The sequence below is a fragment of the Rickettsia montanensis str. OSU 85-930 genome (assembly GCF_000284175.1).
In the GTDB taxonomy this organism is placed as follows: Bacteria; Pseudomonadota; Alphaproteobacteria; order Rickettsiales; family Rickettsiaceae; genus Rickettsia; species Rickettsia rickettsii.
Window position 1 is genome coordinate 185,206 of sequence record NC_017043.1, and the last position, 19,927, is coordinate 205,132.

Consider the following 19,927-nt stretch of genomic DNA (forward strand, 5'->3'; position numbering starts at 1 on the left):
ACTGTATTCATAATATAGCTCCATTCAGTTATTATTATCCGCTATAGTCAAATGATTTGAATTCACTTACATCGTCTCTCGTCGCTCTCCTATTATCTATAGGCTGCGCTTCTCGCTCCTTGTAATTAAATCCAACTGATTTGACTACATTTTAGTATATATGGCGGCATGCGTCAATACAATCATATTTTAATTAAGAATAGTTGCACTAATAAGAAAAAGTGGTAAAATATCATATCGAACAAATTAAATATCATGAATAATTATGCCGCAAATTTATTTCAACGGTCCGGCAGGACGCATTGAAGGAAGATATGCAAAAGCTACCTCGCCTAACGCCCCTATTGCATTAGTTCTGCATCCTCATCCTTTATATGAGGGTAATATGAATAATAAAGTAGTTTATAATGCCTATAAGATTTTAGCAGATAACGGTTATACCGTCTTACGTATTAATTTTAGAGGGGTAGGGGGATCACAAGGTAAATTTGATAACGGAGTCGGTGAAGTGGTTGATGCGGGGGCAGCTCTCGACTGGTTACAGCAGAATAACCCAAATGCTCAGTCTAATCTGATATTAGGATTTTCTTTCGGAGCATGGATAGCTATGCAACTTGTAATGCGACGTCCGGAAATAAATCATTTTATTGCTATTTCGCCGCCAGTTAATACAATTCATAAATATGACTTCTCATTCCTCTCACCTTGTCCTATTCCAGGGTTTATATTACAGGGAGATAATGATAGTATAGTATCGGCAGATGATGTAAAAGACCTAGCAAATAGATTATCTAAGCAACAATCCCATGTTAAAGTTGATTATAAAATTATCAGTGGGGCTGACCATTTCTTTCGTTATAAAACTGAAGAATTTTCTAAAGCAATAAATGCTTATTTAATAACAATTCAATCTAATTATCACCATAATAATAATGTTAATGAAGAAATTAGTAAGAACCCAAAGAAATTATTTTTATATTAGTTTTTGTTGTGTGGTTCGGTTTATCCATCATTGCGAGCAGGCGTTGTTGCGTAGGTACCCAAGTCGTCATTGCGAGGAAATTGCGTAGCAATTGACGAAGCAATCCAGTAAAAAATTCTGTAAATCAGAATTTTTTTTATTATTTTTCCGGATTGCCACGCAGTCTACAGCTGCTCGCAATGACGATTTGCTATCCACGCGGGAATGACATAAAAGCATCCATATCACAACGTCTACAATTCTAAATAAGCTTCCATTGCCAAAATTAATATTTCATCTTTTTTAGCATCTAACTCTTGAGTTAATTCTTCGTAAATTTGCCTATCTGATAGAGAAGTAAATTTTTTAAATAGCTGCACTAATTTTAAAGAGGGGATAATACGAAAAGCATCTTTTAATATTTTGATCTTTTTATTAACATTAAGCTTATTATTTAAATTAAAGTAAAATTCTAGTAATTCGTCGTTATAAAAATTTAAATCTACAGCCGTTGCCAAATAATCTATAGCATTAGCCGTATTATTACCTTTTACTTCTTGCTTCGCTGCTAATAAATAATACTCAGCAATTTCCGGCATAGACTCATGTTTATGAAATTTTGCGAGCTTATTTGTTATAAAAATAAATTTCGTCCATAGAGAAAGTCTAGCATAACAACGCATTAAAGTAATTAAATTGTCAATATCAAGTTCATTGAAATTATAAGCCTTTGTTGCGTAATTTTCTGCTTTCTCATACAAAGATTTATCATAATAAAGTTTTGCTAGATTTTTGCTACCGTAAAAAACAAATTCTTTAGATGTAATAAGTTTTTGAAAATAGGAAATTTTTCTATCTACATCCTCTTCAGTTACGGCTAAGATTAAATTATGGAATTCTCGTGAATCTTTTAGATCTTCAGGAGATAAATTTTTGCAAGCAATAGAAGCAGATTTAGCTTTATTATTCATAATATATTCGGCAAAAGCTAAAATTAAAGCATATCTATCATGATTAATTTTTCGTTTACTAAAAATATTATGTATTTTAGATGGTAAATCGATAATTAATATTAGAAATCTAATGACAATAAAACAAGAAATTAGTAATAAAAGCCATAAAATAAGACTAAAGAACAAGGTAGTCTCAATATTATAATCATATAAACTAATAAAAACTTTTGAATCAAAGCTCTCTATAAAAGTAAACCCGAAATAAAGCAGTAAAAAAGTAGCACATATTAATAATAACCTAAACATCTTTATTATTTACAAACTCCTGCATAAATTTTTCTGAATAAAGAAAATCGATTAGATATTTTAAGTTCTCTAAAATTAGAGCTTTATCTTGTTCTTTTATCATCATAGCAGAAGGTTTTTTTTTAATTTTGATAAACTTCTCCAGCCACTTATGGTTGGTAGGAAAAATTACTTCCGTACTACTTGATTTAGAAAAAAGATAATTATTATATGCTTCTAAGTTATTTAAAATATTCCTTATATCTTGAGGCAGTAGGCGGGATTTTACTATTCTTAGTTCTTTACTATAATCCTTATCTTGCATGAAATTATATACTAATAGATTTACATTTAATAAGTAATTAATATAGTCAAGTGATACCCATCCGCCTACCTCGTCATTCATCGCTCTCCTATTAGTTATAGGCTTTGCTCCTTGTTCCTTGTATCCGAATGAGACTGAATTGACTACAGTTTCTAATTTTGGTTCTACTAAATTAATCGGTGCTTCAGGAAACTTTAAAGAACTTACGTAATTTAAAAGCGACTTGGCAGATAATAGAGGAGCTGCTTCCTTTTCTTCCATGGTAGTATTTTCTTTATTTTTTACTGCTTGATCAGGAATTTGGCTTAAATCCTTATTTTCACTTTTAAACAGTTTTAAAATATCGGATCTATTATGATAAAGAGTAAAAGAAGATAAGACAAATATTACTATTGCTATAAAAAAGATGTTTTTGCTTTTAAATAAACTATCGAATTTGTGCATTTTCAGATAATAACTTGATTATATCGTTAAGGTTTTGATCATCACAATAAACCACATTTTTTATAAAAGGTCTAACTATATTTGCGACTTTCAAACTTATGGCTACAACTAAACTATCTTGTAAGTACTCTAGTAAATTATTTTTAAGTAATAATTTTACTAAAGTCCTAGCGCTATTTTGAGAATAAAGTAATATAAAATCAATATTATTTTTAAATTCTTTTATAATAGATACGGGCAACTCATTTAAATATTCTACATTATAAATGACATGTCTAGCTATTTTGCTAGGTAAATCTTTAGTAATTTCATTTGAAGATAAATATATAGTCTGCGCATATAAATCAGGAGGAAAATGCTTAATCAAATCTTCCACGTTTTTAGCAGTATACATTACTTTCTTGCCTAATAATCGTTTTGACTTACTACCTACTACCCAAATATCTTGTTTTAAGTTATGACCGGTTAAGATACTTGCCGCATATTTACTAGTTATTATTATATTTGAGTAATTATCTAAAATATCGATATTAAAATCTAGAGTTTTATATTTAATTAAAGGACAATGAATATCACGTAAATCTAAATTATATTTACTTATTTCCTTTATAGTTTCATTATTTTCTTCAATATGTCTAGTTAATAAAACCGATTTCATACAATATTTGTACTCCAATATAAAAAGCAACTGCCCAAATAATAATAGCAGATATTTTATTAATTATAGTTAAAATCGTACTACTTTTATTTAGCTTTCTGATATTATAACCTGCAACTGCTAAAGAAAAAAACCATATCCAAGATATAAGTATGCAAGTTAAGGTAAATATAATTTTTGCAATACCGCTATACTTTAAAGCACTAGTACCTATTACTATAATCGTATCCATAATTGCATGCGGATTTAATATTGACACCGACATAGCAAATAAAATTTGTTTTTTAGCTGAAAAAGCCCTGGAATTCATTGTAAGATCAATAGGCGGCTGATTCCAAGTATTATATCCCATATAAATTAAGAAAATAAATCCAACAATAAATATAGATAATTTTAACCAAGAAATTGCAAGAATTAACAAAGATATCCCAAGAACTGCAATACATATAAGCACAGTATCACATATTGAGGCTGCAATTATGCTAGGTAAAGCCTTGCTAAACTTTGGCTGTTTTGCTCCTTGATTGAATATAAAAATATTCTGCACTCCGAGCGGCACTATTAAACCGAGAGCTAAAACGATGCCATGTAAAAAAGCACTTAATATATCATTCATTATTGTAATTTAGTTTTTATTTTTAATAATATTAATAAAGACGGAATAGTTATAATAGTGGTAAATAAAAAGAAATTTTGCCAACCGAAATTTACTACCATATAGCCTGAAATTATAGGAAAAATTGAGCGCGAAATCCCCATCATCGATGAAAGAAAAGAATATTGAGTAGCTCGAAATTTACCTTGACAGAGTGAAGAAATAAAAGTGATATAAGCAGTCATCGTCATACCGCCGGTAATACTTGCTATTCCTATCGTAATAAATAATAATAAAGAATTTTTACCGTTTATTTCAAGAAAAATAAATAAAATATATCCTAAAGCATGAATAATACCAAATAAAAATATACTATTTAATATATTTTTATGTTTCATAATAACACCGCCGACAAGTCCACCGATTATAACTCCTACAACTCCCCAAAACTTTCCAACGCTTGCTATTTCAAAAGCATCATACTCAAGATGAAGCAAAAACGGATTAATCATAACATTAATTAAGTTATCCGGTAATCTATATAATACTAGGAAAATTAATATAAGAATAATGAAATAAACAGAACCTATAGGTTTTAACGCATTATATATAAAATTTATTATGTTTTTTTTATTGTGATTATTTTTTATATCATTCTTGATTATCTGTATATGTATGTTCTCGTTTAAATAACAATACTTAATTCCTACAATCAATAAAATTAAATAAATAAATACTAAACCGGCAAAGATTTTATATATTTCATTAAAGGTTAAATAAATAGATAAATAAATAGCTCCGGAACCGGCTAAAAGCATACCGACCCGATAACCGAATATATATATTCCTGAAGTAAACCCAAGCGATTCTTTAGGTACTATTTCCGTTCTTAAAGCACTTAATATAGTATCTTGTGCAGCACTAAAAAAAGAAATAATTAAAGCCGTGAAAGCAAATAATAATAGATTAGTACTAGGATCTAGAAAGCTGAAAATATATATAAGAAATATCAATGCACTACTAGTTAAGCAAATCCAAGATAATCTATGACCGAATATTTTGTTTAAATATTTAATTTGCACTGCATCAAAAATCGGTGCTAACAAGAAATTAATAGAGTAGGGAAGCGTTATGAATGATAATATACCGATTGTTTGCAGTGCTATATCTTCTTTAGCAAGCCAATAATTTAAAGTATTACCGGTAATCATTAGATTAAAACCGCTAATAAGCCCAAACAACCAAATAATAAATAAACGAGAGTTATTTAACATAAATTTATATACTTCGAGTAAATGAAGAATTGATAGACGAAGATCAACTTCAAAAAGAGCAAGGAGTCTATAAGGCGAGGAGCGGAGCGTATACTTAATACGTGGGCACCGCAGAGCTTATGAGACAACGTAACCAAATGCCTTTAGCTCTAAGTTCCTATAGGCTTAATATGCAAAAATGTGAGTATTCTGTTTATTTGCAGCAGTAATGTAATCATGTTATTTTAATTTCCCAATATCTTTCTTATCTAATTTTGTTATTTTCATAATAGCTTCTAAAGAAAGTCTTTCTTTTTTCATTTCTTTAGCCATAGTAATTTTCTCTTTTTTTCTGCCTTCTTCAATACCTTCTTGTTTCCAGCTATGAGCTAAGCTATTCATAAGGTTTCCTCCTAATGCAGGGTTTAAATGCGATTTAAGCATTTTTTCTATTTTTATTTTATCACTTTCCCTAATCTTATTCAAGGTGTAGGACGAAATTAGCTCTATATAATCTATACCGATATTAACTTTAATAAATTCTGGTAAAAGATCAGCTACTTCTTGCCATCTCTTTAATAAATCTCGTTCGTGGGTAGGTACATTATAGTTTTTGTGGTTTTCCAAAAGTAAAAATAAATATCCATTTTCATTATTAAATTTAGCGGAAAATAAAATATCTACTATAGATTTCTTTAGGCTACGCTCTACAAAACTATCTTTTTCCATTCTAAGAGCTTCAAAAGAAAGTAAAGTTTTGATATGTGGCGGTAGGTAGATTCCAAAGAACTCTTAAGTAACTATAGGGTTTTCAAATGCAGCTCTTATAACCTCGTCATGTTTTGGCTTGCTATTTTTCTTTTTAGACATAAATGTTATTTTTTGACAAAAAACATTATATAAGGTTCTTTATTATGAGTATATAAATAACTAATAAATTTTTTGTAATAATTATTGCTCTTTTCAAGTAGAAGACGGAATGGTGCGTTTGGAGGTAGCAAAGGGTTATGATTGCTTACTACGTCTTTATCTAGACAAAAATGCTACTTTGATTATATTGCTGCGGGTATAGATACAGGTATTACATATTGTAGTCATAAAGTGATAACAGAATGTAAGAGAAATATAGCTCATTCTTATAAAAATAGCGGGGTAGTATTTTTAAACTTAAAAAATATGCAAGAAAAGCAAGATAAAAATATGCTTTTAGAAACTTTACAAAATTCAAAATGTGATTTTTCTTTTCCTGACCAAGATTTATTAAATGTTGCATTTCAGCATTATATTTATCCCTTATCGATGAGATGGAACTTTTTTACATATTTTGAGACTCAAAGCCCTTATTTTTCTTATTTCATTTTACACTATGCAGGGACCTAAGCCATGGACTACCAATAAGCAGGAATTATGGAAGACAAATCAGGACAAATTAGATAAGATCACAAAATATTACTGGCGATATAGAGAAATAACACCTTGGAGTAGTATAAATTAATTATTTTAATTGACTTTAGCACTTAAGAGATTTAAAAGTTAACTTTAATATGTAAGGTTACAATAAAAATGTTACCGCCTAAAATTTTCTTTAAAAAAATTAAAGAAATAATGTGGCCTATAGAAAGGAAAGAATTAAAGCTATTTATACCTATGGCTTTAATGATGTTATGTATCCTTTTTAATTTTGGGGCTTTAAGATCTATCAAAGATAGTTTAGTAGTACCCTCTATGGGGGCTGAAATTATTAGCTTCTTAAAATTATGGTTAGTATTACCCTCGTGCGTAATTTTTACTGTACTTTATGTTAAGCTTAGTAATAAATTAAATTTTGAATATATTTTCTACATTATAGTCGGCAGTTTTTTACTATTTTTCTTATTATTTGCCTATATTATTTATCCAAATCAAGATATTTATCATCCTAATGATAAAATGATAAATAACTTAATTGCTTCATACCCTAATTTTAAATGGTTTATTAAAATAGGTAGTCAATGGAGTTATGCACTGATGTATATTTTCGCGGAATTATGGAGTGCAGTAGTCATAAACTTAATGTTTTGGCAGTTTGCCAATCACATTTTTGATACTTCTAAAGCTAAAAGATTCTATCCCGTTCTTGGAATGGTCGGTAATATCGGTCTTATAATAGCAGGCAGCGTACTTGTCTTTTTCTCAAGCGGGCAGGACGTCATTGATTCAGAATTATTACCGGATTCTTTTAATTCATCTGCCGGAAATGCTATAATGCTTCAGCCAATCATGTCAATTATTGTTACTGCAGGAATAATTGCTATGCTTCTATTTAGAATAATAAATAGATTTATTTTAACAGATTCCATAAATGTTTTAGATGCAAAAAAAGTTACAGTTAAAATGAAAACAAAACTTTCGGTAATTGAAAGTATCAAATTAGTAATTCACTCAAAATATATAGGTCGTATTGCCTTATTAATAATCTGTTATGGATTATTAATAAATATAGTTGAAGGACCTTGGAAAGCAAAAATAAAAGAATTACATCCAAACACTATAGACTATGTTAACTTTATGGGCAGGTTTAATATTTGGATGGGGATATCATGCGTTACTTTCATGATAATAGGCAGTAATATTCTTAGAAGACTCGGTTGGCTCATTTCTGCATTATTAACTCCTATTATGTTGTCTATTACCGGCTTGATGTTTTTTATCTTTATAATTTTTATTGAAGAAATAGGAGCATGTTTCTGTGATTTTAATCTTCTATATGCAGCGATTATTGTTGGAGCAATTCAGAACATACTGAGTAAATCGTCCAAATATTCATTATTCGATTCAACAAAAGAAATGGCGTATATTCCTTTATCTTTAGAGCTTAGAACTAAGGGAAAAGCTGCCGTAGAGGTAATAGGTACTAAATTCGGTAAATCGCTTGGAGCATTTATACAGTCTTTGATATTTATTATTATTCCGACTGCTACCTTTGATTCTATTATAATATATTTATTAGTAACTTTTATAGTTATGATGAGTTTATGGATTTGGAACGTTATAAAATTGAATAAGGAATATATAGAGCTGTGTAAGTAAACGTCATTGCGAGCGGGCATTGTTGCGTGGATACCACCCAGTCATTGCGAGCAGTCGTAGACTGCGTGGCAATCTCATGAAATAATAACAAACTACTGAGATTGCTTCGTCAAAATTTTCAATTTTTCCTTGCAATGACGAAAAAACTTATCCATACAACAACAGAAAATCACACTATAATACCGATTTAAAGATGAAAAAAATTCTTAAAATAATATTATTTATAACTATCTTTATTATACTCGCATATAGTGGGCTGTGGTTTACTATTATGTTCTCTTTATCACACTCTATAAATCAAAAATATGCCGGTACCAACCTTAATATAGAAGAGGCTGATAATAATCCTAATCAGCAATATCTTATTAAGTTTTCTAAAGTTCAGCCATATGGTTTTCCTTTCAAGTTAGGTATTTCAGTAATTAATTGGCAAGAAGAAAGTATTAATAGAGCAACTGAATTTACCACACCGATAAATATCGGTTATGATTTACTTAAGCAGAAATTATTTATACATTTTTCCGGAGAAGCATTCGGAAAATTTAAGCCGGTTCAAAGAGGCTTTGGAGTAAGATTTTATAATGAGAACTGTATATTATCAACAAAAATACCGTTAAATTTTAAATTATTTGAAATAGTACGATTTAAAAAAGATTTATTTGAAGTTATAAATTTAATAGAAAATATTAAATTTACTTCCGGTAAAACAGAAATTTTTGACTTAGTTGATAATCAAAAATTATATGAAGAAGATCATACTATACTTACTATGTTATTTGACAAAAGTAAGTATTATACAAGTAAACAGGATTTCCTTGATAACATACCGCAAAAATTAGAAATTTATTATGAAACCGAAATAGTACAAAGTAACCTTGAAGATAGAATAATACCTGCCGGCTTATTATTATATAGACCCGCTTGGAATAATAATTTCAAATTTTCCGGTAATTTCTTGATTAGTACTAGTAGTGTACATTTTAAAGATATTGCTAAAGATTTAACAATTGAAGTTACTAATGCAAAAATCAATAGTAATAACTTTGAAAATAATATTAATTTATTATATAAAGGTAAGTTAAACGATTTCGGCAATAATAATATTGATCTTTTGGTAGATTCGCAATTTAAGCTAAAACCTGGTTTTATAATAGGTTCATTAGAATTTATAAAGAAATATTACGATAAGCAAACCTATTTATTTAACCTTTCTGATAATAAGCTATATAAAGATTTTAATAATGAACTAAGCTATATTTTAAATAATAATAAACAATATAATTTTAGTATTTTTGAAGATAGGGAATATAATTTTAATTTAAATATTAATTTAGTGACTGAATTAAACAAATTAACTAGAGCACAGATAAATGCTTTAAGTCTCTATTCAAACGCATCGGGATTTAATATAACAAATGAAACTATAGTAAATGCTCTTAAAGATTCTTACAGTAAAGGTACGATAATAATTAATGATTACTCTAGAATAATAGATGTTTTAAGTGCATATATATACGGAGTAGGGGATTTTAAAAATTTTTCGGAAGAGCGTAAGGAAGTATACGGAAATGCTTTGAAATCATTTTTAAAAACTATTTCCGATCACCCGAATTCATCTAATTTAATTGATGCTAGCATTGAGTATGTGTTTGATTTGTCCGATTTAAACAAAGCTAAAATAGGTAATATAGATGATATAAATAAACTTATACCTTTATATTATTTATCTTTATATCAAGCAGCAGTAAAAAAAGTGCAACCCGGTGAAAATGTAAAAGAAAAAATTATGGAGTTAATTCCTAATGTTAATCAAAAAATATTAGAGGAATGTATACTCGATGAACTTCGTTAATCATCATTATGAGCGACTGAAAGGAGCGTGGCAATTTCAGGATTTTGGCACGAGATTGCTGCATCAAAATTTTCAATTTTTTCTCGCAATGACGGAAAAATTTATAAAAATACCATGAATATTATAGTAAAAATACAGCAAGATTTAAAAGATGAAGTAACTAAGTTAAACAATTTAATCATTAGCTGTTTAAAAAGTGATGAAGAGTTAATAGAAAAGGTCGGTAAATATTTACTAGAAGCAGGAGGTAAAAGAATTCGTCCGCTTTTAACTATAATAACTGCTAAAATGTTTAATTATAAAGGCGATAATCATATAAAGCTCGCAAGTGCCGTTGAATTCATTCACACCGCCACATTGCTTCATGATGATGTGGTAGACGACAGCACTTTAAGAAGATTCAAACCTACGGCTAACGTTATTTGGGGAAGTAAAACAAGTATTTTAGTGGGTGATTTCCTCTTTAGTCAGTCTTTTAAGTTAATGGTAGCTTCCGGCTCTATTAAAGCTATGCATGTTCTAGCTAAAGCTTCGGCAATTATTTCCGAAGGGGAGGTAGTACAGCTAGTGAAGTTAAATGAACGACGTATTATAACTATAGACGAATATCAGCAAATAGTTAAATCTAAAACCGCCGAACTATTTGGAGCTGCTTGTGAAGTTGGAGCTATTATAGCAGAGCAGGTAGACCATATTTCTAAAGATATGCAGGACTTTGGGAAATTACTCGGTACGATATTTCAGGTTATAGATGACTTGCTTGATTATTTGGGTAATGATAAACAGGTAGGCAAAAATATTGGCGATGATTTCTTAGAAGGAAAAGTTACGTTACCGCTGATTTTTTTATATAATAAGTTAGAGCAAGATAAGCAACTTTGGCTCGAAAATATAATTAAATGTGATAAGCGTACTAAAGATGACTTTGTAAAAATACATGACTTAATGGTAAAGCATGAAATTTACAATGCAACAGTTAATTATTTGAGTAACTTAGAAAATGAAGCAAATAAGTTATTAAATAAAATTCCGGTTCAGAATATTTATAAAGACTATTTGTTTTCAATTATTAAATTTATTTTGGATCGCTCTTATTAATTATTAATAGTTAGTTATTGCGTGAAGGCATTGTTGCGTGGATCAATTTTCTTGAGCCATGCAACAAGGTCTACGTTCGCTTGCATTCGTAGCTCAGCTGGATAGAGCGTTGCCCTCCGAAGGCAAAGGTCGTTGGTTCAAATCCAATCGGATGCACCATCACTAAATTAACTCAGAAGAATCTACAGTATCATTTATTTTCCATAATATAGATTATAGAACAATTACTTAATTTGACTTGAAGTACCTGCTTCTAATGGCTGGGACGGGAGGATTCGAACCTCCGGATGACGATACCAAAAACCGTTGCCTTACCACTTGGCGACGTCCCAATGTAGAAATTAGAAATGTATAGACTTTATACCAATAAATAGCGGAAACGTCAATTACAATAATGAAATTACAATAATGATTGTAAAAATAAATTTATTTCATTATTAAGCCAATTCCTCGCTTGCGTGGATAATAAATCATAAATTTTAGCTCTAATTTTGTTATAATATTCCTTGATATAGTTTATTTCATCAATATTAAGTAGTTTCATATCAGTCAATTTACTAGCATAAGGCACTAGGCTTAAGGTCTCAAACTCAAGCCATCCATTATTTTCTTTTACATACATCAAATTCTCAATTCTAATACCATATTTTCCAGGAATATAAAAACCCGGTTCATTAGATAAGATCATACCTGCTTTAAGTATTGTTTTATTACGAAGATTTATGCTTTGCGGTCCTTCGTGAACACTTAAGAAGCTCCCTACCCCATGCCCTGTACCGTGTGGATAATCTAGCATTTCTTGCCATAAATATTGCCGAGCGAGTATATCAAGATTAGCTCCTGCGATGATATTTTTTGGGAATTTGGCTTTAGCTAAAGCAATATGTCCTTTAAGTACTTGCGTATAATGCTTTTTCTGCTCATCTGTCGGCGTACCTATTACTATTGTTCTAGTTATATCGGTAGTAGCACCTTGATACTGACCGCCGGAATCTATCAGTAATATCCCCTGCCCTTCAATTTTTTTAGCAGTTTCTTGGTCAGCTCTATAATGAATAATAGCACTATTTTCCTGAAATCCGCAAATAGCAGGAAAACTATCCGAAACATATCCTTCTTGTTTAGCTCGTTGCTCTGTAAGCTTTAAACCGAGGGAATACTCGGTCAATTCGTTATTTCCTATGTCATTCCCGCGAAGGCGGGAATCCATATTATGTTTTTCTGGATCCCCGTTTTCACGGGGATGACATTGAGAAAAATCAGCAAAAAATTCACATAAAGCTACTGCATCTTTAATATGCAAATCGATTGCATGCTTAATTTCTACATCGTTCTTACAAGCTTTAAGCATTAAGCATGGATCGGTAATTTTTTGTACTTTTTTATCAGCTACTAAGTCCATTATATGAACAGATGCTATAGTATCATCAATAAAAATATTAGACATCCTCCCAAACTTCGCTTCTAGAGGTAATCTAGATATCGATCCGATGCTCGCATCCTCACGTACGCTTTTGTACGCTGCAGTGCTGCGTTTCGTATCTCCTTTAAGTTCCTCTCTATAAGCTGGTTTGGAAAGATGTTTATTCTCGCTATCTCTTAAAATATTTTCAAATTCTTCTTCCGGTAAAATCGTTATTTCAGGACGAGCATTAATAATTTCGGCATCGATTCTTGTAGGATTTATAAACAAATATAATTGTGTAGAAGTGAGTATAACTTTTGCAAACATTAAAGGCGTATAAGCAACGTCACTAGCCCGCAAATTTAGTAACCAACATATGGAGGAGATATCGAGAATGACTAAGGCAGATTGCTCGGTGTCATTCCCGCAAAAGCGAGAATCCAAAAAAATTTCACGACATTTGCTTATTTTATCAGTATGACTAACGCCCGCAAACTTAATATCATGCAAATAAACTTTAGAGTTTGGCTCTAGTGGCTGATTTTGCCAAATCTTATCAACTAAATTTCCATTAATCTTCTGAAAATTGAACTTTAAATTTGATATAGTGGGATACGTAAATAATTCAGAATCGTATCCTATTTTTGCATCTTTACCAAACTTAGATATATCTTTTAAGTCAAAAAGCTTAAAAAGCTCTAAATCCAGCTCTTTATTTGCTTGCTCTAAATAACGTCCATCGGTAAAGAATAATGCTGTATCTTTATATATAATAGCTATACCGTTTGAACCAGTAAAACCTGTTATATATTCAAGTCTCTTTGCGTAGCTTGGAACATATTCACTCATATATTTATCGTTAGACGGAATTATATAACCGTCTATATCATATTCTGTGAATAAATTTCTAAGCAGATTAATGCGGATTTTTGTCATGTTTATATCTCTTATGTAGTGCTCTTGCCCGCTTGGATGCTGAGCCGTCATTGCGAAGAAATTACTTAAGTAATTGACGAAGCAATCCAGTTTAAAAATTCTGATTTACAGAATTTTTTTATTATTTTTTCTGGATTGCCACGCTCCTTGCAGTCGCTCGCAATGACGGCTCAGCATCCAGCTAGGCAACGCTCATAGGCTGGAATGACATTTATACCATCCATAATACAAAGGAATACCAAAGATAGTAAAAGAACTAGCTATAATCAGAGTTTTAACAGGTGTTTCATAGATAACCCATGCACAAAAGATAATCGATATTATAGCTATAAGTAAATAATAATAAGAAAAATTTTCTTTTGAGCTAAAAATCACCTTTAAGAAAGCTAAGCTACAAATTAAATAGACGAATAAGAATGTTATTGCCGAGAAATCTATTATTTGTGTAATCTGTTTGGCAAAATTATCATTTGCCGTAAAGACTAATAACGGCACAATGCCAAGGCAGCTTACAATAATTCCGTGAGTTGGAGCGTTATTGCTATTTTTCTTAGCAAAAAATTCCGGTAATAAACCGTCTTCTGCAAGCCCAAGAGCTATCTGTCCGCTAGTTAGCACCCAAGCATTGAGCGTACCTATACATATAATCGAGGCTATAACCGTAATTACGCTTGACCATTTACCTCCGAATAATAATGAAGCGGCATCGGCATAAGGAGCTTTAGCACTAATAAGTTCAGAAGCAGGGATTAATCCCATTATACCTATGCTATTAATAATATATAACACTGCTACGCAAAAAGTTCCAATTATTATGGCTCGTGGAATGGTTTTTGCCGGATCTTTTACCGCACCTGCCGTGGTAGTTGCACATTCTACGCCGATAAATCCCCAAAAAGTAAGAAGTGCAACTCTTCCCATAATGCTCGTAATGCTTAAATTCTCTACTTCTTCGGCAATAGTTATATTATCTATATTAAAATGTGATAAAGCACATAAACCTACTACAAGCAATGGAACAAATTTTAAGAGAGTTAAATAAAACTCTGCTTTTCCTGCTACTTCAGGACCTTTTAAATTTAAAACCATAATAGCACCTAATAATATGATCTGTAATATTAAGTCTAAAATCGCTTGTGATTTAAAAAAAGGCGTTAGATAACCTATTGCCGAAATGACTACTATACTTGTACTGACAAAGGATATAACCCAGTAAGTCCAACCAGTGAAAAAAGCTATTTTATCCCCGAAATTTTCCCGTACATAAACGTGCGGACCTCCTGTTTTAGGAAATTTTGCACAAAGGGTAGAAAATACAAGTGCTATACTCATAGCACCAAATAATGAAAGTACCCAGCCCCAAATGCTGTATATACCAAACGGTGCTAAACTTAACGGCAATATAAAAACGCTAGTACCGATTTGACTGCCGGTTACTAAGGCAAAAACCGCACAGAAACCTAATTTTTGTGACATATTAATCTAATTTAAAGAAACAGCTTTAAAATAGCTGAAATAATGATTTTTAGCAATAGTTAAAACTACTATAGTTATTTTACTCTTGATTTCTAAACAAAAGATTGATAGCTTTTTTAAGCTATCAAAAATAATCTTAGGAGTTAATATGCCAAATCGCACCGCTAAAGTTTATACAGTGAAATCAGGAGATGCTTTATCAAAAATTTCACAAAATTATGGTACTCCTGTTCAGGATTTAGTTAAATATAATAATATACGCGATCCTAATCATATCGCAGTAGGCTGGGGGATTTCATTTTCCGGTGATTTGCATGATTTTTCTTAAAATAAGCTATTGGTGTTTTAATATACATGCTTGAGTCATACATTGTATTATTAACATATTCATAATACCCACTAGTATCTTGTCCTCCTACAATATGACTATTTTTCAAATCATATATTTTCATAGAAAAACAAAAGTATGAAAACATTTTTGCGAATATCTCTTGAAAAGTAGAGGCTGCTCTTAAATCAAAACCTATATTTTCTACCTTCTCTGCAATAATAGAGAAAGGGACGCCTTGATTATTAAATTTAAGATTTCCTCCAACAACGGCAATTTTTTTATTAGAAAACATCATATTACCCAAATGGATCTGTTTATAATACTGAAGATCAAGAAGAATGTAATGATCATTTGGTTTAATATCTTGCAGTGATCGTAAGCTTTCAATATTAGGTGAAGGATAAGAGAAAGTGTTACACGCTAAAAGATTTGCCGCAGCCGCAATTAGCTTTTTCGTTGGGATTGGTGAAAGTGAATTGGGATCTGAATTTAGTCTCTACATAGTCCATTTCAGAACCTAGAATATACATTAATGCCTTTGGGTCGATTAGTATCCGTACGCCCTTTTCTTCAACTACTTCATCGAATTGATTTTTACTATCGGCATATTCCACGTAATAAGTCTGACCGGCACAACCACCTGACTTAACCCCTACCCTAATACCAAAGATAGGCTTGGCGCGTTTTTCTATTAGCAATTTTACTTGCTTTGCAGCAGAATCGGTTAATGAAATAACATTTTTCATGTTTTAAGAGTCTTTTTTGCTTTCTTTTTTCTGTTTGTAATCGGCTATAGCTGCTTTTATTGCATCTTCAGCAAGTAGTGAGCAATGTAATTTTACCGGTGGAAGTGATAACTCTTTTGCTATTTCGGTATTTTTAATAGTCTCGGCATCTTCTACCGATCTTCCTTTAACCCACTCCGTTACTAAAGAACTTGAGGCAATAGCTGAACCGCAGCCGAATGTTTTAAATTTAGCATCTGTAATAACCCCATCATCATCAACTGCGATTTGTAACTTCATAACGTCACCGCAAGCAGGAGCTCCAACTAGTCCTGTACCAACATTTTTATTTTCTTTATCAAGCGATCCAACATTACGAGGATTTTCATAATGATCTATCACTTTTTTGCTATAAGCCATTGTTATTCTCTAAAATTTGGTTTTGTATGTTATACTTGCGTGAACACCTGAGCCGTCATTGCGAGGAAAAACTGCAAGTTTTGACAAAGCAATCTCAGGATATTTGACAAGATTGCCACGCAGCCTATGGCTGCTCGCAATGACGATATTCTCAATGTACAGCCCATTTAATCTTTTTCAAATCAATTCCCTCTTGCATCATTTCCCAAAGAGGGCTTAATTCCCTTAGTTTATCGATTTTTGAGCATATTAAATTTACTGCGTAGTCAACTTCCTGCTCGGTAGTAAATCTACCTATGCCAAACCTAATTGCAGTATGGGCAAGCTCTTCACCGATTCCCATAGCACGTAAAACATATGACGGCTCTAAAGAGGCAGAAGTACAAGCAGAACCGGAGGAAACCGCTAAATCTTTAATGGCAAGGATAATTGATTCTCCTTCAACTCCGGCAAAGCTTAAATTTAAATTACCTTTATATCTTTGATTTTTATCGCCGTTTAAATAAACTTCTGAAATTCGCTTATGTATATTATTTAAAAATCTGTCGAATAAGTAACTTACGTGCTTAGTATCTTTTTCCATCTCACTATACGCTATTTCAGCAGCCATGCCAAGCCCTACGATTAAAGGAGTCGGTAGCGTACCTGAACGCATACCTCTCTCCTGCCCGCCACCGTTTATGAGCGGTGTAACACGCACACGAGGTTTTTTCCTTACATATAATGCCCCTATTCCTTTCGGACCGTAAATTTTATGCCCTGAGATACTGGCAAGATCAATATTAAACTCGTTAACATCAATTGGAATTTTACCAAAACCTTGAGCAATATCGGAATGAAAAAAAACGCCCTTTTCACGGCAAATTTTCCCGATTTCCTTTAAAGGCTGAACAACACCTATTTCATTATTAACCACCATAACTGAAACTAACATAGTCTGATCGGTAATGGCATTTTTTAGAGTTTCTAAATCGATTATTCCATTTGGCTTAATTGGTAAGTATGTGATTTTTATACCTTCTTGCTCTAAATGCCTGCAAGCATCAAGTACGCATTTATGTTCACTGACTACGGTAATAATATGATTCTTTTTATTGCTGTAAAATTTTGCTATTCCCTTTATTGCAAGGTTGTTAGACTCAGTTGCACCGGAAGTGAAAATAATTTCTTTAGTATCCGCCCCTATTAACTTTGCTACCATACTCCTTGCCTCTTCAACGGCGTTTTCTGCCTCCCAACCGAAAGAATGGCTGCGTGAATGAGGATTGCCGAACTTGGTAGTAAAATAAGGCAACATTGCCTCCATTACTCTTGGATCTATTGGAGTCGTCGCCTGATAATCCATATATATCGGTAAGGTTAAATTGTTTAATTGTGGGTTCATATGGTTAAATTAATTCATGTTTTGGTATAGTTTAAACAGTCATCAATATCATTCTCGCTTTCGCGGGAACGACATAAACGGAGCCGTACAACAACAACGTCGCTTTTAGCTAGGCATGACATCGTAAATCTCCTCAAAAGCCTCTATAAAAGCCTCTATATCACTTACCGTATTAGTATGGCTTAAAGATATCCTAATCGAAGATTTTGCTTCCCCTTCCCCTACACCCATATTGGTTAATACATGCGATTTAGATATTTTTCCCGATGAACAAGCAGAACCGGAACTTACGCAAATATTATGTAAATCAAACCCGATTAATTTCGCTTGTGCATCCGTATTTGGTATAGTAATTAAGGTAGTATTAGGCAACCTAGCTACGTTATTACTAACAATATTTACATTAGGATATTTTTTTAATTTTTTCTCTAAATTTTCTTGTAACTTTTTGATTTTTATATAATTTTCTGAGATATTGTCTGTCCTCAATGCAGAAGCTAAACCAAATCCTGCAATTGCTAAAACATTTTCAGTGCCTGAGCGTACTGATTTTTCCTGCCCTCCTCCTATAATCATTGGAGTAACTTGAAAATTAGAGCTAGAAATTAAAGCAGCACCACCCTGCCCCCCTCCTATTTTATGCCCTGAAATTGTAGCAAAATCTAATCCTAATGCTTTGATATTTATTGGTATTCTGCCAAAACCTTGCACTAAATCGCTATGAAATTTTGCCTCATATTTTTTAGTTATTTTACCTATCTCAGCTATATCTTGTAAAACTCCGCTTTCATTATTAGCCATTATTACGGAAACTAGTTTTTTACTAGTATTACTTTGAGCTAACAACTCTTCTAAATGTTCTAAATCAACTAGCCCTTGCGTATTAACTCTTATAACTTTAATATTTGGAACGTAATTTATATGGTTATAGATCGATAAATGTTCAATAGCTGAAATAAAAATATCGCCGTCATAAAAATTTTTCATTATTAAATTATTACCTTCAGCCCCTGATGAAGTAAAAGTAATATCATATTCTCTAGATGATAAGGTTATACCAAGAGCCGCCGCTATTTGTGCGCGTGCCGTTTCTATGAGATTCTTAGCAAATCTACCTGAGCTATGTACTGATGAGGGGTTAAGCTCCTTGTCCATTAAACTTATTATGAATTCCTTAACTCTAGGGTCGATAAAAGTAGTAGCATTATGGTCTAAATATATCATATATTTAAATTTGAGTTTAACGCATCTTTAATTGAGATATTTTCAAAATAATCTCTAATATGCTTACCAAGACCTTGCCATAATTTATGCGAATTACATTTTATTGTATCAGGCACGCAAGTTTTAACTGACTTCTTATAGCAGGTAGTCATTATAAAATTTTCGTTAACGGCGTCCATAATATCGGAAATTTTTATTTCTTCTAGGTTACCTATTAAAATATACCCACCTTTCGATCCTCTAATAGCCTTAACTAGATCAGCTTTTTTAAGTTTAGAAAATATCTGCTCTAAATAGTCAAGCGATATATTTTGTTTTACGGACATTTCATTCAAAGTGACCGGCTCGGCACTTGATTTTGAAGCCATTTCAAGTATTGCCATTACGGCATATCTTCCTTTCGTCGTCAGCATCATATAACCAACTTATTAAAACTTAAAATTGCTTTATATCTACAATACCCAAGTAATTTAGTCAAGTATATAATTATATTATTTAATAAAAAATTAGCTTGTTAATATAAACTAAAATTT

The 19,927-nt window shown here is 31.6% G+C and carries 19 protein-coding genes, 2 tRNA genes and 2 pseudogenes; 7 read left to right on the forward strand and 16 right to left on the reverse strand.

From position 1 onward, the window contains the following. Positions 1–265 precede the first annotated feature (265 nt). On the forward strand, positions 266–982 hold the full coding sequence (locus MCI_RS01010) for an alpha/beta hydrolase (protein WP_014409290.1): 717 nt from the start codon (positions 266–268) through the stop codon (positions 980–982). 233 nt (positions 983–1,215) lie between these two features. Here the strand turns inward: MCI_RS01010 and MCI_RS01015 are convergent, their stop codons facing one another. The 7 genes and pseudogenes from MCI_RS01015 to MCI_RS10435 all read right to left on the reverse strand — a co-directional run. After that, a complete protein-coding gene (locus MCI_RS01015) occupies positions 1,216–2,220 on the reverse strand; it encodes a tetratricopeptide repeat protein (protein ID WP_014409291.1) in 1,005 nt (334 codons plus the stop codon). After that, positions 2,213–2,968 (reverse strand): palindromic element RPE2 domain-containing protein, encoded by a 756-nt coding sequence (locus tag MCI_RS01020; RefSeq protein ID WP_014409292.1) that lies wholly within the window; start codon positions 2,966–2,968, stop codon positions 2,213–2,215. Before MCI_RS01020 ends, MCI_RS01015 begins: the two co-directional genes overlap by 8 nt. Next, on the reverse strand, positions 2,952–3,626 hold the full coding sequence (locus tag MCI_RS01025) for a uroporphyrinogen-III synthase (protein WP_014409293.1): 675 nt from the start codon (positions 3,624–3,626) through the stop codon (positions 2,952–2,954). Before MCI_RS01025 ends, MCI_RS01020 begins: the two co-directional genes overlap by 17 nt. Further along, positions 3,604–4,245: a LysE/ArgO family amino acid transporter gene (locus MCI_RS01030; RefSeq protein WP_198002881.1), complete on the reverse strand. Its 642-nt coding sequence runs from the start codon at positions 4,243–4,245 to the stop codon at positions 3,604–3,606. Before MCI_RS01030 ends, MCI_RS01025 begins: the two co-directional genes overlap by 23 nt. Continuing rightward, the gene (locus tag MCI_RS01035; protein ID WP_014409295.1) at positions 4,242–5,495 is read right to left on the reverse strand and encodes an AmpG family muropeptide MFS transporter; all 1,254 of its coding nucleotides are present in this window, start codon (positions 5,493–5,495) and stop codon (positions 4,242–4,244) included. The genes MCI_RS01030 and MCI_RS01035 overlap by 4 nt, the downstream gene beginning before the upstream one ends. A gap of 219 nt (positions 5,496–5,714) precedes the next feature. Next, positions 5,715–5,960 carry a hypothetical protein gene (locus MCI_RS10430; protein ID WP_041404151.1) on the reverse strand — a complete coding sequence of 82 codons (246 nt, stop codon included), beginning with the start codon at positions 5,958–5,960 and terminating at the stop codon, positions 5,715–5,717. Between the two features lie 186 nt (positions 5,961–6,146). After that, positions 6,147–6,254, reverse strand: a pseudogene (locus tag MCI_RS10435) (Rpn family recombination-promoting nuclease/putative transposase); the annotation flags it as partial. 270 nt (positions 6,255–6,524) lie between these two features. Here MCI_RS10435 and MCI_RS07185 point away from each other — a divergent pair. The 5 genes and pseudogenes from MCI_RS07185 to MCI_RS01075 form a co-directional block, all read left to right on the forward strand. Next, positions 6,525–6,969: pseudogene (locus tag MCI_RS07185) on the forward strand (glycosyltransferase family 8 protein); the annotation flags it as partial. 68 nt (positions 6,970–7,037) lie between these two features. Continuing rightward, positions 7,038–8,543 (forward strand): nucleotide exchange transporter Tlc3, encoded by a 1,506-nt coding sequence (tlc3, locus tag MCI_RS01055; RefSeq protein ID WP_014409298.1) that lies wholly within the window; start codon positions 7,038–7,040, stop codon positions 8,541–8,543. 193 nt (positions 8,544–8,736) lie between these two features. Continuing rightward, positions 8,737–10,395, forward strand: a complete 1,659-nt coding sequence (locus MCI_RS01060) for a hypothetical protein (RefSeq protein WP_014409299.1) — start codon at positions 8,737–8,739, stop codon at positions 10,393–10,395. Positions 10,396–10,509: 114 nt separating this feature from the next. Next, a complete protein-coding gene (locus MCI_RS01070; protein WP_014409300.1) occupies positions 10,510–11,493 on the forward strand; it encodes a polyprenyl synthetase family protein in 984 nt (327 codons plus the stop codon). An 82-nt stretch (positions 11,494–11,575) separates the two neighbouring features. After that, positions 11,576–11,652 (forward strand) — tRNA-Arg (locus MCI_RS01075). A gap of 98 nt (positions 11,653–11,750) precedes the next feature. Here the strand turns inward: MCI_RS01075 and MCI_RS01080 are convergent. From MCI_RS01080 to MCI_RS01090, 3 genes are all read right to left on the reverse strand, one after another. Continuing rightward, positions 11,751–11,825, reverse strand: a tRNA-Gln gene (locus tag MCI_RS01080). A gap of 68 nt (positions 11,826–11,893) precedes the next feature. Next, positions 11,894–13,834 (reverse strand): aminopeptidase P family protein, encoded by a 1,941-nt coding sequence (locus MCI_RS01085; protein WP_014409301.1) that lies wholly within the window; start codon positions 13,832–13,834, stop codon positions 11,894–11,896. Positions 13,835–14,026: 192 nt separating this feature from the next. Continuing rightward, on the reverse strand, positions 14,027–15,310 hold the full coding sequence (locus tag MCI_RS01090) for an APC family permease (protein ID WP_014409302.1): 1,284 nt from the start codon (positions 15,308–15,310) through the stop codon (positions 14,027–14,029). A 148-nt stretch (positions 15,311–15,458) separates the two neighbouring features. Here MCI_RS01090 and MCI_RS07195 point away from each other — a divergent pair, with 148 nt between their 5' ends. Continuing rightward, the gene (locus MCI_RS07195; RefSeq protein WP_041404153.1) at positions 15,459–15,638 is read left to right on the forward strand and encodes a LysM peptidoglycan-binding domain-containing protein; all 180 of its coding nucleotides are present in this window, start codon (positions 15,459–15,461) and stop codon (positions 15,636–15,638) included. On the opposite strand, the gene MCI_RS08800 is transcribed toward MCI_RS07195, so the two are convergent. From MCI_RS08800 to MCI_RS01120, 6 genes are all read right to left on the reverse strand, one after another. Further along, positions 15,577–15,936: a hypothetical protein gene (locus MCI_RS08800; protein ID WP_014409304.1), complete on the reverse strand. Its 360-nt coding sequence runs from the start codon at positions 15,934–15,936 to the stop codon at positions 15,577–15,579. The genes MCI_RS07195 and MCI_RS08800 overlap by 62 nt on opposite strands. Before the next feature lie 118 nt (positions 15,937–16,054). After that, entirely contained in the window at positions 16,055–16,387 is a 333-nt protein-coding gene (locus MCI_RS01100; RefSeq protein ID WP_014409305.1) for an iron-sulfur cluster assembly accessory protein, read from the reverse strand. 3 nt (positions 16,388–16,390) lie between these two features. Further along, positions 16,391–16,786, reverse strand: a complete 396-nt coding sequence (iscU, locus tag MCI_RS01105) for a Fe-S cluster assembly scaffold IscU (protein ID WP_014409306.1) — start codon at positions 16,784–16,786, stop codon at positions 16,391–16,393. Between the two features lie 151 nt (positions 16,787–16,937). Further along, positions 16,938–18,170, reverse strand: coding sequence for an IscS subfamily cysteine desulfurase (locus MCI_RS01110; protein WP_014409307.1), 1,233 nt, complete (start codon positions 18,168–18,170; stop codon positions 16,938–16,940). Positions 18,171–18,275: 105 nt separating this feature from the next. Continuing rightward, positions 18,276–19,394, reverse strand: a complete 1,119-nt coding sequence (locus MCI_RS01115) for a cysteine desulfurase family protein (RefSeq protein ID WP_014409308.1) — start codon at positions 19,392–19,394, stop codon at positions 18,276–18,278. After that, a complete protein-coding gene (locus tag MCI_RS01120; protein ID WP_014409309.1) occupies positions 19,391–19,810 on the reverse strand; it encodes a Fe-S cluster assembly transcription factor in 420 nt (139 codons plus the stop codon). Before MCI_RS01120 ends, MCI_RS01115 begins: the two co-directional genes overlap by 4 nt. Between the last annotated feature and the right edge of the window lie 117 nt (positions 19,811–19,927).

Coding starts and splice junctions, on each gene's coding strand:
- MCI_RS01010 (WP_014409290.1), top strand. CDS start 266: ATGCCGCAAATTTATTTCAACGGTCCGGCAGGACGCATTGAAGGAAGA.
- MCI_RS01015 (WP_014409291.1), bottom strand. CDS start 2,220: ATGTTTAGGTTATTATTAATATGTGCTACTTTTTTACTGCTTTATTTC.
- MCI_RS01020 (WP_014409292.1), bottom strand. CDS start 2,968: ATGCACAAATTCGATAGTTTATTTAAAAGCAAAAACATCTTTTTTATA.
- MCI_RS01025 (WP_014409293.1), bottom strand. CDS start 3,626: ATGAAATCGGTTTTATTAACTAGACATATTGAAGAAAATAATGAAACT.
- MCI_RS01035 (WP_014409295.1), bottom strand. CDS start 5,495: ATGTTAAATAACTCTCGTTTATTTATTATTTGGTTGTTTGGGCTTATT.
- tlc3 (WP_014409298.1), top strand. CDS start 7,038: ATGTTACCGCCTAAAATTTTCTTTAAAAAAATTAAAGAAATAATGTGG.
- MCI_RS01060 (WP_014409299.1), top strand. CDS start 8,737: ATGAAAAAAATTCTTAAAATAATATTATTTATAACTATCTTTATTATA.
- MCI_RS01070 (WP_014409300.1), top strand. CDS start 10,510: ATGAATATTATAGTAAAAATACAGCAAGATTTAAAAGATGAAGTAACT.
- MCI_RS01085 (WP_014409301.1), bottom strand. CDS start 13,834: ATGACAAAAATCCGCATTAATCTGCTTAGAAATTTATTCACAGAATAT.
- MCI_RS01090 (WP_014409302.1), bottom strand. CDS start 15,310: ATGTCACAAAAATTAGGTTTCTGTGCGGTTTTTGCCTTAGTAACCGGC.
- MCI_RS07195 (WP_041404153.1), top strand. CDS start 15,459: ATGCCAAATCGCACCGCTAAAGTTTATACAGTGAAATCAGGAGATGCT.
- MCI_RS08800 (WP_014409304.1), bottom strand. CDS start 15,936: ATGATGTTTTCTAATAAAAAAATTGCCGTTGTTGGAGGAAATCTTAAA.
- MCI_RS01100 (WP_014409305.1), bottom strand. CDS start 16,387: ATGAAAAATGTTATTTCATTAACCGATTCTGCTGCAAAGCAAGTAAAA.
- iscU (WP_014409306.1), bottom strand. CDS start 16,786: ATGGCTTATAGCAAAAAAGTGATAGATCATTATGAAAATCCTCGTAAT.
- MCI_RS01110 (WP_014409307.1), bottom strand. CDS start 18,170: ATGAACCCACAATTAAACAATTTAACCTTACCGATATATATGGATTAT.
- MCI_RS01115 (WP_014409308.1), bottom strand. CDS start 19,394: ATGATATATTTAGACCATAATGCTACTACTTTTATCGACCCTAGAGTT.
- MCI_RS01120 (WP_014409309.1), bottom strand. CDS start 19,810: ATGATGCTGACGACGAAAGGAAGATATGCCGTAATGGCAATACTTGAA.